The organism is Streptomyces sp. NRRL F-5123 (assembly GCF_000721495.1).
Lineage (GTDB): Bacteria > Actinomycetota > Actinomycetes > Streptomycetales > Streptomycetaceae > Actinacidiphila.
This window is the reverse complement of the sequence record NZ_JOHY01000002.1, coordinates 134,249-149,012: the sequence shown is the minus strand read 5'-3', so window position 1 is coordinate 149,012 and position 14,764 is coordinate 134,249. Positions and strand designations below refer to the sequence as shown.

Here is a 14,764-nt window from a genome sequence, read left to right as displayed (position 1 = left end):
GACCGCCCGGGAAGACGGGCTCCGGCCTTCGACGGTCCGCTAAGCTCCGAGCCGTGTCCGACCTGCCAAGCTTTCACAGCGCGACCGTCGACGCCATCATCGACCATGCCGGCCGGGCGACGATTCCCTTCCAGCGAGCGCACCGCGAGGAACAGCACGCGACGGCCTTCTGGTTCAACGAGCTGGTGGAGACCTCGGACGAAGGCGAGGTCGTCCGGCAGTACCTTGTGACCGCCGGCGAGCCGACGAGGGTCGACATCGCGGAGTTCACCCTCAGGCCCGAGCTGTGCGAGCCCACGATGAGCGCGGAGAAGCTGCTCATGGCCGACTTCTCGGAGAGGTGGACGCATCTGGACCGCCTCGGCGTCGCTGTCATGTCCACCGCCGGCCTGCACGCGCACGGCGCTCGCAAGGGGTGGCGCTGGTCGACCGATGAGATCACCGACGGCATCGCGGCAGGGGCCGAGGACATCGCCGCCCTCGGCGCGGAGCCTGCCGCGGCGTATCTGCTCGGCCACGACGTCGATCCCGGGACGGGTGCCCGGGAGCTCGTCGTCGTGGTCGGCGAGGTCACGCGTGACGAGGACGGTGACGTCCGCTGGGTCGGGAACGTTCCCCGAGGCTGCGTCGGAGCACCGGTGTTCACCGGTGTTCCCAAGGGCGGTGACAGGTTCAAACTGGTATGCGCGGGGGTGCTGCTGCCGGGCGACGGCGACCATCCCGTCGCTCCCTTCGACCGCCTCCGCACGGCCCTGCGCGCCCTCACTCCGGAAGCCTCGGCCGCCCCCGAGCCGGCCGGACCGCGTCCCCGAGACCACGCGCCGAAGCAGCGCTGGTGGCGCCGCCGCGGTTGACGGCGAACCACCCGAAAACGCAGCCGGCCGTCCCGGGGAGTCCCACAGGGCTTTCGCAATCCTCAGTCCTCGACGGCGACCGGGTGGACCTGAATCGTGCTGCTGCCGTACGGCCCGGCCAGCGGCGGCGCCCCGGCGGGCCACTTCAGCGACACGGTGTGGGTCTCGTTCGGGGGTGTCGTCAGGATGGCGACCGGGTTGTAGAGGTGGTCGCCGCTGCGGTCGACCGCGTACGAGATGCTGAAGCTGGCGGTTTCGCCGGGCTTCAGGTCGGTGACTTTGGGCACCTCGCGGCCGCGGGCGACGGAGACGGACGTGCCGTCGCGGTCCTTGAGGTCGGCGCCGGGGAAGCCCGCCGCCGAGCAGGTGCCCGCGCCCTTGTTGGTCATCAGGACGGTGACGTCGCCCGTCCGGCTGTCGGGCGAGGTGTTCTCGGCACGCATGGTCAGGTCGGCCGTGCGGCAGATCGGGCTCTTGCCTCCGCCTTGCGCCACCTTGTTTCCGGAGCCGCCCGTGTCGGCGCTGCCGGCGGTGGAGGGCACCGCGTCCGGGGACGGGGCCGAGGACGGCGCCGCCGTCGGGGCCGAGGACGGGGCTGTGGCGGAGGAGGACGGGGCGGCGGAGGAGGCCGGAGCCGCGGAGGAGGTGGGCGCGGAGCCTGCCGCGTCGTCGTGTCCGGAGCCGCAGGCGGTGGCGGTGGCGGCGAGGGCCGTCACGACGGCGGTAGCCAGGAGAAGGCGGGCGGAACGGGCGGCGGGACGCGGACGCATCGTGATCTCCAGCTGCTGTCGGTTGCGGTGTTTCCTGCTGACAGCCACGACACTAGGGACACGTCGATCCTGAAATGATCCTGCGAATGTCCGGATTCGGTCCCGGCGAATCCGGTTCCGGAAAGCGGCGTCGAATCCGGGAATCCCTGGGCGGAAGGCGGCCCGGAGCCACGCCAAGTCGCCCGCCCGCCAAGGTGGTCCGCGAAGGAGCCGCCGCCGGGGGAATGGCGTACGCGAGAACGCGGCGGGCGCGGGCGGCCACCCGGAGCAGCCGCCTGCGCCCGTCCTTCGGTCTCACTCCGGGACCGCCGCCGGGGTCACCACGGCACCACCCCGTCCTCGTCGAAGAACGCACCGGTCGGGCCGTCGTCGGGGAGGGACGCGAGCCGGATCGCGATCGCCGCGCCCTGCTCGGGGGTGCGCACGCCGCTGAGGCCGTTGAGGTCGGTCGCGCAGTAGCCGGGGCAGGCGGCGTTGATCAGGATGTTCGTGTCCCGCAGCTCCTTGGCGTACTGGACGGTCACGGCGTTGAGGAACGACTTCGACGGTGCGTACGCCACGGAGATCGGTCCCGTCTCCGCGTCGGAGTCGGTCTGCCTGGTGAGCGATCCGACGCTGCTGGACATGTTGACGATCCGCGGCGACGCGGAACGGCGCAGCAGCGGCAGCAGCGCGTTGGTGACGCGGATGACGCCGACCACGTTGGTCTCCACGGCCGTCCGTACGGCCGAGAGATCGACCGTGGTGGGCGTCTGCGGCATGCCGCCGGTCACCGCGGCGTTGTTGACCAGGACGTCGAGCCGGCCGGCCCGCTCCTCCACCAGCCGGGCGGCGGCCGCCACGCTCGCGTCGTCCGTCACGTCGAGCGGTACGCCGAACGCGTCCGCGCCGCCCGCCCGCAGCTTCTGCACGGCGGCCTCCCGGCGTGCCTCGTCCCGGGCGCCGACGCCGACGCTCCAGCCGAGGGCACCCAGGCCCGCCGCGATCTCGTACCCGATTCCCTTGTTCGCGCCGGTGACCAGCGCGATCGTCTGTCCGCTCATGCTGTTCATCGTGTCCCGCGCCCCCGCGACGCGGCCAACACCGTCTGGGTAAGCGGTGATACCTCCCGGGTATCGGACCAGCTCATCGCAGTCTTTTCAGCCGGCGCCGAGGCGGTGTCGGGTAGGTTGGCGGCATGGAGACGAGGGAGCTGCGGTACTTCGTCGCCGTCGCCGAGGAATTGCACTTCGGGCGGGCGGCGCAGCGGCTCGGGATCGCCCAGCCTCCGCTGTCGCGGGCGATCCAGCAGCTCGAACGGCGGCTCGGGGCCGCGCTGCTGGAACGCAGCAGTCGCGGTGTCGGTCTGACCGATGCCGGATCGGTGCTGTTGCGGGAGGGGCAGGCGGCCCTCGACGCGATCGACGCCGCCGAGCGCCGGACCCGCCGCGCCGCTCTCGCGCCGACCGGCGCGCCCGGCGTGGTCCTCGTCACGAAGGCCGGAGCGACGGGCGAGTTGCTGGCGAGACTGCTCGACGCCTACGCGGCCGAGCCCGGCGCGGTCGCCGTCGACGTGATGCTGTGCGGGGTCGGCGAGCAGGAACGGCTGCTGCGGGACGGGCGGGCCGATGTGGCGCTGCTGCACCGGCCGTTCGACTCGACAGCGGGGTTCGACACGGAGGAGCTGCACGCCGAGGGTCAGATCGTGGTCCTTCCGGCCGGCCACCCCCTCACCGGCCGGGCCCATGTGCGGATGTCCGACGTCGCCGCGCTGCCCGGCCTGCCCATGCCCCGCTGGCCGAACCTCGACGGCACCTTCCCGGACGGCGCCGGTCCGCCGGTGCACAACCACTCGCAGCTGCTCCAGCTGGTCGCGCTCGGCCGGGCGGCGGCGATCCTGCCGGAGTCGGTGCGCGCCGAGCTGAGGGACGGCCTCACCGCCGTCCCCGTGGCCGACGCCCCGACGGTGACGACGGTGATCGCATGGCCGCCCCACAGCCGCTCGCGGGCGGTCGCCGCCCTCGTCCGGGCCGCCACCCGGGTCTGCGGACCGTCCGCCCGGCGGTAGGGCGGGCGCGGTCAGCGCAGTCCGGCGAAGAGGTCGTTCTCGGGGACGGGCGCGCCGGTGGTGTCCCGGACTCGTACGAAGGTCTCGATGCCCATCAGCTCGCCGAACCTCTCCTTGCCCATCTTGAGGAAGAAGATGTTCTCGCCCTGACTGGCGTGCGCGGCCAGCGCGTCGAACTTCTGACCGCTGAACGCGGTGGTGTCGACCCACGTGGTGACCTCGTCGTCGGGAAGGCCGATCTCGGCCATCGCGGCGGCCTCGGCAGGGTCCGGTTCGGGCATGTCCGCACCGAACTCGCGCATGACCTCGCCGAACCGCTGCATCATCGAGCGGGGCGCCGTCGTCCAGTACACCTTCGGCGTCAGCGCGGTCATCTCCAGCGCCGCCATCGTGATGCGGTGGGCCTGGATGTGGTCGGGGTGGCCGTAGAAACCGTTCTCGTCGTAGGTGACGACGACGTCGGGCCGGTAGTGCCGCATGAGTTCCGCGAGCCGGGCGGCGCCTTCCTCGACCGGGGTCCTCCAGAAGGACCCGGGGGCGTCGTTGCCCTCCCAGCCCATCATTCCCGAGTCGGCGTAGTCGAGCATCTCCAGATCGCTGATCCCCAGGACCTCGCAGCTCGCCTCCAGCTCCTGACGGCGCATCACGGCGACCGCCGCCGGATCGTGCCCGGGATCGCCCGGCTTCACGCCCTCCGGTCCGTCACCGCAACCGCCGTCGGTACACGTCACGAGAACCGTGCGGATGCCCTCCGCCGCGTACCGCGCGAGGATCCCGCCCGTTCCGGTGGCCTCGTCGTCGGGGTGGGCGTGTACTGCCATGAGGGTCAAGGGCCGGTCAGTCATGGAACAGTCCTCCTGCGGAATTACGTCTTGCTCCGAAGTCCATGCCGGACATACCACCACGCCGGGGCCCGGCCCCGGCGCGGGCGGGCGACGCTGCGGCTTCCGTGTTCCCGCCCGTGCGGCGTCGGCCCCCGGCCAGTGCAACCGCGCCGACCGGACCGGCTGTTCCCGGCGGGCCTTCGGGGTTTCCCGGCGAACGAGACAACGCTGTGCGCGGCCTTCCTCGCGGACCTGCGCGGTGGCGAGGGCGGGACGGGACCGCCGGGTCAGGCAGGGAGGCGGTTCAGGGCTGCGGTGGCGATGCCCTTGACGTAGGACGGGGCGTCCGTGGGCCGGCCGGTGAACTCGACGACGGCGACCCTGGTGCCGCTGCGGAGGACGGCGACGCCGCCGGTGGCGGTGCCGTCGCCGCTGTAGGACGGGTACCAGCGGCCGCTGCCGCCGGCGGCGGTGAGGGTGTGGGCCGCGCCGTAGTGCCAGTGGCCGGCCGGCTCGTCCTGGCAGGCCTGCACGAGTGCGTCGAGCTGCTTCTCGTACGCGCTCGCCGAGCTGCTGGTGGCGGCGTTCGCGGCCGACTCGGTCAGCAGGCTCTCGGAGTCGAAGGTCCAGGTCACGGACGCGTACGCGGTGGCCTTGCCCTTGGTCAGGTCACGCATGGTCTCCTCGCCCGAGCACGCCGAGAGCGCCTGGCGCCCGTCCAGCGCCACGGTCGCGCCGACCGGACCGGGGCCCTGCTGGAAGAAGTCCTCGCTCTGGACGAGGGCGGCGGAGCCGAGCCCGGGCGTTGCGGCCGCGGCCGGGCGGGCGGCGGCGGGCCGGGCGGCGGGCGTGGTGCGGTGCGCGGTGTGGTGCGCGGCCCCGTCGGCGGTGGCCGACTGGACGCTCACGACGCCGACCGTGACGAGTGCGGCGGCGAGGCAGGCCGCGGCGGCGGCACGGTTGCGGCGAACGGACGTGCGCTGGACGGACGTGCGCTGGACGGCCTGGTTCTCGGACATTTGGGTCTCCCTGCTGGTCGGGACGCCTGCTGCGTCCTCGTACGACCGGGGAGATGACGCCGGCGGAGGGAATGTTGGAGCCCTGACCGCCTGTTTCACAGCTGTGACAGAGCGGTCCTGACGATGCGGGACATCGCTGCCGTGCCCAGACAGGCGTCGACCTCCAGCACCCCGTAGTGGCTGCCGCTGCGGAGCACGGCGATGCCGCCGCAGGGCTCCTTGCCCTCGGGCGCCGTGCCGCCGGTGTTGAGGGATCCCGGGTAGGTGCCCATCCAGCTCGCGCTGACGTCGGGGGCGAGTTCCACCGTCGTGGCGCTGCCGTAGACCCAGTGGCCGGGTACGTCCTCCTGGCAGGGCACCTCCTCCAGCAGCAGGCGCTGGGCGAAGTTCTGCGCCAGGGCCGGGCTGTGGGCCTCGGCGGCGACCTCGCGGGCGATCTGGTCGGAGGGGTCCAACGCCACGGTGGGGTCGCCCGGATCAGTGCGGGTGCTGGTCATCAGTCCGCGGAAGTGGGCCCCGGGCCCGCCCAGCGTCTGGGTGAGCGTCTTCTCGCCGGTGCAGGCCGCGTTGGCGTACGAGCCGTCGCCGAAGCGGTCCCGGGCGTAGATCTTCCCTGTCACGCCGACCGCGGCGAACGCTGCGGGGCCGACCAGGTCGGCGGTCGTCAGCGGCCCGGTGGCGGCCTTCGGCGGGACGGTGGCGGAGGCCGAGGGCCCGGGTGCCGGGGCGGACGCGCCGGCCGTCCCGGAAGTGGAAGCGGAAGTGCCTTCGGTCGCAGGGGTCGCCCGCGCTGCCGGGTGCGCGGCGCCGGGGGGAGGTGGCAGCGCGTATCGGCCGGTCGCCAGGCCGCACACGGCGGCCGCCACCAGGGCGGCGACGGCGGACCGGGTCCGGACGGTGGCGCGGGTCCGGACGGCGGCGCGGCCGCCTCCCGGCTCGGGACCGCCGTTCACAGACCGCCGGCCAGGTGCTCGCGCATGAAGCGCCGCGCCTGGTGGATACGGTCCTTGACCGTGCCCAACGGGGCGTCCAGTTCCTGGGCCACCTGCACGTAGGTCAGGTCGCCCAGGTCGCGCAGCACGAAGGATTCCACCAGGGTGGGGTGCTGCTGCTCCAACGCCGTGAGCGCCTCCATCAGGTCGAGCCGGGTCCCGGCTATGACGCTGGTGGTCCGCGGGTCCACGGACTCGGGCAGGTCGGCGTGGCTGTCCTCGGCCCGCCGGCGCATCGAGCGGTAGGTGGACCGGGCGGCGTTGGACGCGATCACCGTCACCCAGCCCAGGAAGGAGCCGCGGCCGCCGTACTCGCCCAGATGCGTACTGATGGAGAGCAGCGCGTCCTGCGCAGCCTCCTCGGCGTCCGCGTGGTGCGGCAGGAAGCGGGAGCAGCGGCGCAGCACCACCGGCCGCAGCTTCGCCAGCAGGTACTCCACCGACCCCGGGTCCCCTGCCTGAGCAGCCGCCACGAGCCGTTCCAGCTCGCCCTCCTCGAACACCCGGAGCCCCCCGTCCCGTCCCTGCCACGTCGCACCCGTCGAACGGGAGTTCCCTGCTCCCGACGATTCCGGCAGAATGCTGCCACATGCGCAAGCTCGGCCGTTACCTCCTCCTGGACCGACTCGGAGCAGGCTCCTTCGCGACGGTCTGGAAGGCCTACGACCCGGAGCTCGACACCGAGGTCGCGGTGAAGGTGCTGGCAGAGAACTGGGCTGCCAACGCCGACGTGCGCGAGCGCTTCCTGGCCGAGGCGAGGCTGCTGCGCCGGATCGCCAGCCCGCGGGTGGTCCGGGTGCACGACGTCGGGGTGCAGGACGACCGGCCCTACTTCGTCATGGACTACGTACGCGGCGGCACCCTGGCGGACCGGGTCGGGCGGTGCGGCCGGCAGGAGGCGCTGCGGCTGGCCGCGGAGGCGGGCTACGCGGTCCAGGTCCTGCACGAGGCGGGCGTGGTGCACCGCGACGTCAAGCCGTCGAACCTGCTGCTCGCCACCGGCTCCGCGCCCGCCGCGGTGCTGGTGGCGGACCTGGGCAGCGCCAAGCAGCTGGCCGACGCGTCCGGGCTGACGGTGACCACGGGCACGCCCGCGTACATGGCGCCGGAACAGGCCTTCCAGACCGGCGGGTTCGACGGGAGGGCCGACGTGTACGCGCTGGCGGTCGTGGCCTACGAGCTGCTGACGGGGCAGAAGCCGTTCGGCCCGGGCGGACGCGCCACGGCCCTGATGACGGACCGCCCGGCCGCATCGACGCTGCCCGCGCTGCCGGCCGGCCAGGAGCTGCCGCCGGGGGTGGCCCTGCTGCTGCGGACCGCCATGTCCGTCGAGCCGGCGGACCGGCCGCCGACCGCACAGGCCTTCGCGGACGCGCTGCTGGCGCCGGTCCCGCAGGGCGAGCCGCAGCCGCAGGCGCAGCCCCAGTCCCGGTCCCAGTCCCGGTCCCAGGACCGCCCCGGGCGGCTGACCCTGCGCGCGGTCTGTCTGGCGTCGGGCGCGGTGTTCACGGCGGCCATGCTGCTGAGCTGGCTGTATCGCTGAACCGGACCGGCTCCCTGTCCGGCACACGCTCCGCAGGGCGCAGCCACGCAGGGGCTGTTTGTCACCGGTCTGGAACAGCCGCCCAGAGCTCCAACATTTCCGCCGCGGTCGGCATCTCCCCGGTTGCACGAGGACGCGACAGCGATCGCGTTCCCATGACGCACAGGGGAACTCAACGGGAGCGTGGGGAACATGGCACGGAACGCACGACGGGCACCGAACCGCGGGCACCGCGGGCACGCCAGGCACATCGGCGCGGCGGTGCTCGCTGCCGCGGTGCTGCTGGGCGCCACCGCCTGCCAGGACGGCGCTGCCAAGGCCACCGCGCCGGGCTCCTCCTCAGCGGTGCGGTCCCCGTCGCCCGGTGCTTCGAAGGGCGCCGCACCGGACGCCGGCACCGGCTCCGCCAGCCCTTCCCCCACCCACCCGGCGGGCCCGCCCCTGCTGCTGGAGACGATCACTCCGACGAACGGCGCCACCGTCGGCGTGGCGATGCCCGTATCCGTGCGGTTCACCCACCCCGTCGCCCGCTCCGCCCGCGCGGCGGTCGAGCGGGCGATGCAGGTCACGACGTCCACCCCGGTCACCGGCGCCTGGCACTGGTTCGGCAGCACCCGGGCGGACTGGCGCCCGCAGCACTACTGGCCCTCCGGCACCCGCGTGGCCGTCGACGCCCGCCTCACCGATGTCGCGGACGGCAACGGCCGCTACGGCATCCACGACTACCACCACGCCTTCACCATCGGCGCCGACTGGGAGACCAAGGTCGACGCCCCCGCCCACACCATGGACGTCTATCTCGACCACGTCCGCCAGAAGCACTTCCCGATCGACGCGGGCAGCGCCCAGTTCCCCACCTGGGACGGCACCATGGCCGAGATGGGCAAGGCGCCGACGGTCCACATGACCTCCTGCAGCGTGCACATCAGCTGCACCCCGGGCACGGCCAACTACTACGACGTCACCCTGCCCTGGGACGTCCAGCTCACCACCAGCGGCACCTACGTCCACTACTCCGACGCCCACCCCAACCCCGGCCAGGCCGGCTCCCACGGCTGCATCCACCTGTCCCTGGCCGACTCCCGGTGGTTCTACGCCCACGCCCACCAGGGCGACCCCGTCACCGTCACCGGCACCCCACGCGGCCTCGTCCACGCCGACAACGGCTACGCCGCCTTCACCCTCGACTGGAACGCCTGGCTCACCGGCAGCGCCACCGGAGCCCAGCGGACCGCGAGCTCCTGAACCACCCCGTCGACGTGACCCGGCGCCGGGGATGCGGGCGGGGCCGGGTGGCGAGAGGCTGGAGACAGCGGCTCCGCGGCCCGGGTGGCTGTGCGGCTCTGTGGGGGCGCCGCCGCACGGGCCGGCCGGAGGAGGGCGGGGCTGGTCACCGAACGTCACCGTGCCCCCGCGAGGAGTTCGCCATGGACGTCACGACGCTCCAGGGGATACGGACGGCGTTGCGCGGACCGGTCGTCACCGCCGAGGACGCGGAGTACGACGAGGCCCGCAAGGCCTACAACGCGATGATCGACCGGCGGCCGGCCGCCGTGGTGCGGTGCGCGGACGCGGGGGACGTACGGGACGCGGTCACCGCGGTCCGCGAGGCGGGACTGGAGATCGCGGTGCGCGGCGGCGCGCACAGCGGCCCCGGCCTGTGCCTGGTGGACGACGGTGTCACCGTCGACCTGTCGCCCATGCGCGCGGTGCGCGTCGACCCGGTGGCACGGACCGCCCAGGTCGCCGGGGGGAGCCTGCTGGCGGACCTCGACCACGCCGCGCACGCCTTCGGCCTGGGCGTACCGGCGGGGATCGTGTCGACGACCGGCGTGGCGGGTCTGACGCTGGGCGGCGGACACGGCCACCTCACCCGCAAGTACGGCCTGACGGCGGACAGCCTGCTGTCCGCCGACGTCGTGCTGGCCGACGGCGATTTCGTCACCGCGAACGAGCGCGACCACCCGGACCTCTTCTGGGCGCTGCGCGGCGGCGGCGGGAACTTCGGCGTCGTCACCTCGTTCACCTTCGGCCTGCACCCCGTGGACACCGTCCTCCTCGGGATCACCCTGTGGCCGCTGGACCGCATCCGGGAGGTGCTGCGCTGGTACCGCGAATTCCTGCCGCAGGCGCCGAACGACGTCAACGGCTTCTTCGCGGAGCTGACCGTGCCGCCGGCCCCGCCCTTCCCCGAGGAGATCCACGGGCGGAAGATGTGCGGTGTCGTGTGGTGCGTGACCGGGGAGCCGGACGAGGCGGAGAGGGCGCTCGCGGTGGTGGACGAGCCCGGGCCGCCCGACTTCCACTTCACGGCCCCGATGCCGTATCCGACGGTGCAGTCGATGTTCGACGACCTGCTGCCGCCCGGGTTGCAGTGGTACTGGCGCGGGGACTTCTTCGACCGCATCACGGACGAGGCCGTCGAGGTGCACGCCGAATACGCGCAGCGGCTGCCGACCGGCCTGTCGACGATGCACATGTATCCGGTCGACGGTGCCGCGCACGAGGTGGCCCCGGGGGACACGGCGTGGGCCTACCGGGACGCGGTGTGGTCGGGGATCGTCGCCGGCATCGACCCGGACCCGGCCAACGCCGAGGCGATCAGGCAGTGGTGCGTGGACTACTGGGAGGCACTGCACCCCCAGTCGATGGGCGGCGGCTACGTCAACTTCATGGGCACCGGAGAGAACCAGGGCCGGGTCAGGGCCACTTACCGCGACCACTACGACCGGCTCGCGGACGTCAAGCGGACCTACGACCCCGGCAACTTCTTCCACGCCAACCAGAACATCGCACCGTCCGCGCCGTCCTGACGGCTGTCCTGCCCTCCCGGTGACCCGCGGCGGAACGGTCAGCGGGCGGGTGGGCGCTTCACCGGCGGACGCCGATCGGGGGGGACGGCTGTCGGCGGGAAGCCGAACGCGGCGGCAAGGCCGGGTTGGTGGAACGAGCAGATCCGGCTGATGCCCGTGCCGGTGACAGTGAGAACGACTACCCCGTAAGCCTGGTAGGTACCGCCCCGATCACGGGTATAGGCCATCGCGGCGGGCTGCCCGTTGGCCCTCGTCGGCAGCATCAGCCAGTCACCGGGCGATCCCATAACCCAGGTGCGGAGATAGGACACGCAGGTCTTTTTGCCGGCGAACCAGGTGGAGAAGGGGGTCGCCTCCAGCGTGGCGTCCCGGCACAGCAGCCGTTCCAAGGCCTGCGCGTCGGCGTTCTGGAAGGCCGCGATGTACTGGTCGAGAAGCCTGTAGGCCTCCGGCGCCGTGGGCTGGGTGATCTCGTCGGCCGCGGGGGCCAGTTCCCGGAGCCTGCTGCGGGCGCGTTGGAGCGCGCTCTTGACCGCCGTCGTGGTGGTGCCGAGCATGACGGCGACCTCCGCCGCCGGGAAGCACAACACCTCCCGCAGGATGAGTACGGCCCGTTGCGTGCCGGACAGGTACTGCAGGCTGGCAACGAGCGCCAGCCGCAGGTCCTCGTGCGCGAGGACGACGGAGGCAGGGTCCGCAACGCCCGGGTCGAGGTGGAGGTCGGGGACGGGCTGGAGCCAGCTGACACCCGGTTCGGCCGGTACGGGAGCGGCGTCGGGGTCCGGTTCCGGACCGCGGAGACCGGAGGGCAGCACACGCCGGCTGTGGTGGGCCAGCGCGGTCAGACAGGCGTTGGTGGCGATCTGGTGGAGCCAGGTACGCACCGAGGACCGCCCCTCGAAGCTGCCGTAGGAACGCCAGGCACGCAGATACGTCTCCTGGACCACGTCCCTGGCGTCGTCCACCGAGCCGAGCATGCGGTAGCAATGCGCCAGCAGCTCCCGCCGGAACGGCTCGGTGGCCCCGACGAACGCCTCGCTGTCGCGGACGGCGGGTTCCGTGTCAGATCCACTCGAGGTCAAAGCCAGTCCCCGTCCTCACGTAGCACGATCACACGGTGCGACCGAGGAAGGCGGCCAGCCGGTCGGCCGGGTACGCTCCGGCGGGAGCCTCGACGACGGGCCCGAAGACGGCCGCTCCTTCGGGTCCACGGTAGGCGTCGAGGATCTCGACCCGGGCCTGGGCGAGAAGTTCGTCGGCGAGTTCGGGATCCAGGTCGGTGCCGCACCCGATGGCGCGGGCCAGGTCCCAGCCATGGGTGAACTGGTCCCTGGCAACCATGCCCATCAGGTCCGCACCGGAGAACTCGCCGAAGGCCAGCACGATCTTCTTCTCCAGGACGCCGTCGGCCCCGAAGGCCGCCTGCGCACGCTCGATTGCCTCGTCGTAGTCGGCAAGGAAGCCGGCGGCCGTGAAGTCCTCGTCGCCGCTCCCGTGACCCGCTCCCATGACGGTGGAGGCCCCCCACCGGGCCGAGCCGACGAAATGGCCGATCAGAGCGCGCACATCCCACGACGCGCACGGCGTCGCGGCATCCAACTGGTCGGGGCCGACCCTGGCCAGCACCGCCCGGGTGCTGGCCAGGGCCCGGCTCAACTGCCGGGTGGGCGCGGAATTCTGCTTACTCTCCACCGTTGCGGCCTCTCTCGTGTTTCCTGGCGAATCAGGCCTTGCCCCCACAGTCGCGGAAGTCCTCGGCCCACAGCAGGTAGACCTCCCGGCGTCGGAAAAGGAATCGCGGGCCATGAGCGGACTCGAATTCCACGCCGCACGGCCCCGGCGCGGGTTCGGCTTCGGCGTCCAGGCGCATCGCCTGGCGGCAGCCGCGGCGGGGATGGCCGGTTCACCACCGCGGCGACAGCCGTCCCCGAAGCGCCCGCCCGGGGCACTCGATCCCGATCGGTCGGACGGCGGCACCGCCCCGAAAACCACCGGGACTGGAACGGATGTGGGCGGCTGCGCGCCAGGCTGCGCCTGCTGCTCGTGAACATCTCGTTGCCCGGCCGCACACCCCCCGCCCGGTCCGCCGATACTGACGGATCGGTCCGGGGACGGCGGGGGGAAGCGGTGGAGTGGACGACCTGGGCGGGCTTCGCGGCCGGCCTGCTGATCTCGACGGCGACCGCTCCGGCAGGCGTGTCCGGAGCGGTCTTCCTCCTGCCGGTCCAGCTCAGCGTCCTCGCAGTGCCAAGTCCCGCGGTCACCCCGACGAACCTGCTGTTCAACGTGGTGGCCGGACCGGGCGCGCTGTGGCGCTACCGCCGCGACGGCGCTCTGCGCAGCGGACTGACCCGGCGCCTGGTCGTATGGACGCTGCCCGGCGTCGTCAGCGGCGCCGCCGTCCGCGTCCTCGCCCTCCCCGGCCCCGCCGTCTTCCGCGCCCTGGTCGCGGCCTTCCTCCTCCCCCTCGGCATGTGGCTGTGCCTGCGCACCCTGAGGCCCGCCCGGGGCAGGGCGAACGCGGCCGAACCGCCGGCACGCGTGCTCGCAGCCCTCGCCCTGACGGTCGGCCTGGTCGGCGGGATCTACGGCATCGGCGGCGGCTCCCTGCTCGGGCCCGTACTCGCCGCACGTGGCATGCCGATCGCCCGCATCGCACCGGCCACCCTGGCCGCGACCTTCACCACTTCCCTCGCCGGTGCCACCGCCTACGCCGTGCTGGCCCTGGGCCGCCACGGGGCTGTCGCGCCCGACCTGCGGCTGGGCCTGGCCTGCGGCGCAGGCGGACTGCTCGGCGGCTACGTCGGTGCCCGCCTCCAGCCCCGCCTGCCCGACACCGCGCTCCGGCTGCTGCTCGGCACCCTCGCGCTGGCCCTCGGCGCGCTCTACGCCGCACAGGCACTGGCCTGAGCCGGCACGGCGGGTGGCAGCTCGCGCCGCAGCCGGCACATTCTCGCCGCCTGGGCCGAGGACTCCCGCCTGGTGGCCGCCGGACCGGCGGACGAAGACGCCCTGCGCCGCGCCCTGCTCTCGCCCCCACTGCTCATGGGCTCCATCGCGGAACTCGAGAACACACTGGGCGTGGAGGCCTTGCTGCGCGGACTGGAGCACCAGCACGTCCGCGACGACACGAGTGAGGTGAACAGGCACCGACTACACCCTGACGTCAGCGCCTGCGCCACTGGCGACGGCATGGTCCTACTCGACGAACGCGCCGCCCGCCACCGGCAGTTGAACCGCACCGGCGCCTCGTCGTCCAGGCCCTGCCGGACGGCGGCACACCCGAGCACGCCGCCCGGCGACGTCATTGACCGGGCAGCTCGAACCCGAGGGCGGCGAGTGCCTCCTCGGCGGCCTGCTGATCCTGCTCGTAGCTGCCGCCGGAGATTCCCAGCCCCCCGATGTATCGGCCGTTCTCAATGATCGGGTAGCCGCCGCCGACCGCCATCACGCGAGGGTGGCCGCCCAGCGGTGCGATACGGGGGTTGGTGAGGTAGTCGTTCCACGTATGGGTGGGGATGCGGAAGGAGGCCGCTGTCCATGCCTTGTCGAGGGCGACCTCGGCGGTGAGGAAGGGTGCGTCGTCGGCTCGGTCGAAAGCCTTCAGATGTCCGCCCTGGTCGGTGACGGCGATGGCCGCCGTGAAGCCGATCCGGGTAGCGGCGCTGTGCACCGCCGCGATGAGTGCGCGGGCGGCGGCCCGGGTGACCGACGAAGCGGGGGCGGACTTCTGGAGTGTCTCGGTGCTCATGGAGGTTCCCTGTTCCTGTGCGGTGCTGTGGCGGATGAAGCGTTCGTGAGCCGGGTCACCGCCGACGGAACGGGATGATGACCACGTCCTCCATGTAGCGAACCCACTCCTCGCGGCGTCCGGATCGGGCCCGGTAGCGGCGGGTCTCGTA

15 protein-coding genes are annotated in these 14,764 nt (G+C 72.9%); 6 read left to right on the top strand and 9 right to left on the bottom strand.

The window, feature by feature from the left end; all coding sequences use genetic code 11:
• Nucleotides 1–53: 53 nt before the first annotated feature.
• Nucleotides 54–854: a hypothetical protein gene (locus IH54_RS0102450; protein ID WP_031512508.1), complete on the top strand. Its 801-nt coding sequence runs from the start codon at nucleotides 54–56 to the stop codon at nucleotides 852–854.
• A 62-nt stretch (nucleotides 855–916) separates the two neighbouring features.
• Here the strand turns inward: IH54_RS0102450 and IH54_RS0102445 are convergent, their stop codons facing one another.
• Nucleotides 917–1,624 (bottom strand): DUF4232 domain-containing protein, encoded by a 708-nt coding sequence (locus IH54_RS0102445; protein WP_031512507.1) that lies wholly within the window; start codon nucleotides 1,622–1,624, stop codon nucleotides 917–919.
• Nucleotides 1,625–1,941: 317 nt separating this feature from the next.
• A complete protein-coding gene (locus tag IH54_RS0102440; protein WP_031512506.1) occupies nucleotides 1,942–2,667 on the bottom strand; it encodes an SDR family oxidoreductase in 726 nt (241 codons plus the stop codon).
• Between the two features lie 134 nt (nucleotides 2,668–2,801).
• On the opposite strand from IH54_RS0102440, the gene IH54_RS0102435 reads away from it, so the two are divergent.
• Nucleotides 2,802–3,671, top strand: coding sequence for a LysR family transcriptional regulator (locus tag IH54_RS0102435; protein ID WP_031512505.1), 870 nt, complete (start codon nucleotides 2,802–2,804; stop codon nucleotides 3,669–3,671).
• Nucleotides 3,672–3,682: 11 nt separating this feature from the next.
• Here IH54_RS0102435 and IH54_RS0102430 read toward each other — a convergent pair whose 3' ends face one another.
• From IH54_RS0102430 to IH54_RS0102415, 4 genes are all read right to left on the bottom strand, one after another.
• Nucleotides 3,683–4,516 carry a PIG-L family deacetylase gene (locus IH54_RS0102430; protein ID WP_031512504.1) on the bottom strand — a complete coding sequence of 278 codons (834 nt, stop codon included), beginning with the start codon at nucleotides 4,514–4,516 and terminating at the stop codon, nucleotides 3,683–3,685.
• 266 nt (nucleotides 4,517–4,782) lie between these two features.
• Nucleotides 4,783–5,514: a hypothetical protein gene (locus tag IH54_RS0102425; RefSeq protein WP_031512502.1), complete on the bottom strand. Its 732-nt coding sequence runs from the start codon at nucleotides 5,512–5,514 to the stop codon at nucleotides 4,783–4,785.
• Nucleotides 5,515–5,609: 95 nt separating this feature from the next.
• Entirely contained in the window at nucleotides 5,610–6,467 is an 858-nt protein-coding gene (locus tag IH54_RS0102420) for a hypothetical protein (protein WP_031512501.1), read from the bottom strand.
• A complete protein-coding gene (locus tag IH54_RS0102415) occupies nucleotides 6,464–7,009 on the bottom strand; it encodes an RNA polymerase sigma factor (protein WP_031512499.1) in 546 nt (181 codons plus the stop codon). Before IH54_RS0102415 ends, IH54_RS0102420 begins: the two co-directional genes overlap by 4 nt.
• 86 nt (nucleotides 7,010–7,095) lie before the next feature.
• On the opposite strand from IH54_RS0102415, the gene IH54_RS0102410 reads away from it, so the two are divergent.
• The 3 genes from IH54_RS0102410 (at nucleotide 7,096) to IH54_RS0102400 (ending at nucleotide 10,862) form a co-directional block, all read left to right on the top strand.
• Nucleotides 7,096–8,049 (top strand): serine/threonine-protein kinase, encoded by a 954-nt coding sequence (locus tag IH54_RS0102410; protein WP_052396993.1) that lies wholly within the window; start codon nucleotides 7,096–7,098, stop codon nucleotides 8,047–8,049.
• A 192-nt stretch (nucleotides 8,050–8,241) separates the two neighbouring features.
• Nucleotides 8,242–9,294: a L,D-transpeptidase gene (locus tag IH54_RS0102405; protein WP_052396992.1), complete on the top strand. Its 1,053-nt coding sequence runs from the start codon at nucleotides 8,242–8,244 to the stop codon at nucleotides 9,292–9,294.
• Between the two features lie 182 nt (nucleotides 9,295–9,476).
• A complete protein-coding gene (locus tag IH54_RS0102400; RefSeq protein ID WP_031512496.1) occupies nucleotides 9,477–10,862 on the top strand; it encodes an FAD-binding oxidoreductase in 1,386 nt (461 codons plus the stop codon).
• Between the two features lie 38 nt (nucleotides 10,863–10,900).
• On the opposite strand, the gene IH54_RS0102395 is transcribed toward IH54_RS0102400, so the two are convergent.
• Nucleotides 10,901–11,944, bottom strand: a complete 1,044-nt coding sequence (locus tag IH54_RS0102395) for a sigma-70 family RNA polymerase sigma factor (RefSeq protein ID WP_031512494.1) — start codon at nucleotides 11,942–11,944, stop codon at nucleotides 10,901–10,903.
• Nucleotides 11,945–11,972: 28 nt separating this feature from the next.
• Nucleotides 11,973–12,554 (bottom strand): TIGR03086 family metal-binding protein, encoded by a 582-nt coding sequence (locus IH54_RS0102390; RefSeq protein WP_052396991.1) that lies wholly within the window; start codon nucleotides 12,552–12,554, stop codon nucleotides 11,973–11,975.
• Between the two features lie 435 nt (nucleotides 12,555–12,989).
• Here IH54_RS0102390 and IH54_RS0102385 point away from each other — a divergent pair, with 435 nt between their 5' ends.
• Nucleotides 12,990–13,772, top strand: coding sequence for a sulfite exporter TauE/SafE family protein (locus IH54_RS0102385; RefSeq protein ID WP_031512491.1), 783 nt, complete (start codon nucleotides 12,990–12,992; stop codon nucleotides 13,770–13,772).
• A gap of 394 nt (nucleotides 13,773–14,166) precedes the next feature.
• Here the strand turns inward: IH54_RS0102385 and IH54_RS0102380 are convergent, their stop codons facing one another.
• A complete protein-coding gene (locus tag IH54_RS0102380) occupies nucleotides 14,167–14,613 on the bottom strand; it encodes a GlcG/HbpS family heme-binding protein (RefSeq protein WP_031512490.1) in 447 nt (148 codons plus the stop codon).
• Nucleotides 14,614–14,764 lie beyond the last annotated feature (151 nt).

Excerpts from the sequence above, each read along its gene's own strand:
- IH54_RS0102445 (WP_031512507.1), bottom strand. The coding sequence starts at position 1,624 with ATGCGTCCGCGTCCCGCCGCCCGTTCCGCCCGCCTTCTCCTGGCTACC.
- IH54_RS0102440 (WP_031512506.1), bottom strand. The coding sequence starts at position 2,667 with ATGAGCGGACAGACGATCGCGCTGGTCACCGGCGCGAACAAGGGAATC.
- IH54_RS0102435 (WP_031512505.1), top strand. The coding sequence starts at position 2,802 with ATGGAGACGAGGGAGCTGCGGTACTTCGTCGCCGTCGCCGAGGAATTG.
- IH54_RS0102430 (WP_031512504.1), bottom strand. The coding sequence starts at position 4,516 with ATGACTGACCGGCCCTTGACCCTCATGGCAGTACACGCCCACCCCGAC.
- IH54_RS0102425 (WP_031512502.1), bottom strand. The coding sequence starts at position 5,514 with ATGTCCGAGAACCAGGCCGTCCAGCGCACGTCCGTCCAGCGCACGTCC.
- IH54_RS0102410 (WP_052396993.1), top strand. The coding sequence starts at position 7,096 with ATGCGCAAGCTCGGCCGTTACCTCCTCCTGGACCGACTCGGAGCAGGC.
- IH54_RS0102405 (WP_052396992.1), top strand. The coding sequence starts at position 8,242 with ATGGCACGGAACGCACGACGGGCACCGAACCGCGGGCACCGCGGGCAC.
- IH54_RS0102400 (WP_031512496.1), top strand. The coding sequence starts at position 9,477 with ATGGACGTCACGACGCTCCAGGGGATACGGACGGCGTTGCGCGGACCG.
- IH54_RS0102380 (WP_031512490.1), bottom strand. The coding sequence starts at position 14,613 with ATGAGCACCGAGACACTCCAGAAGTCCGCCCCCGCTTCGTCGGTCACC.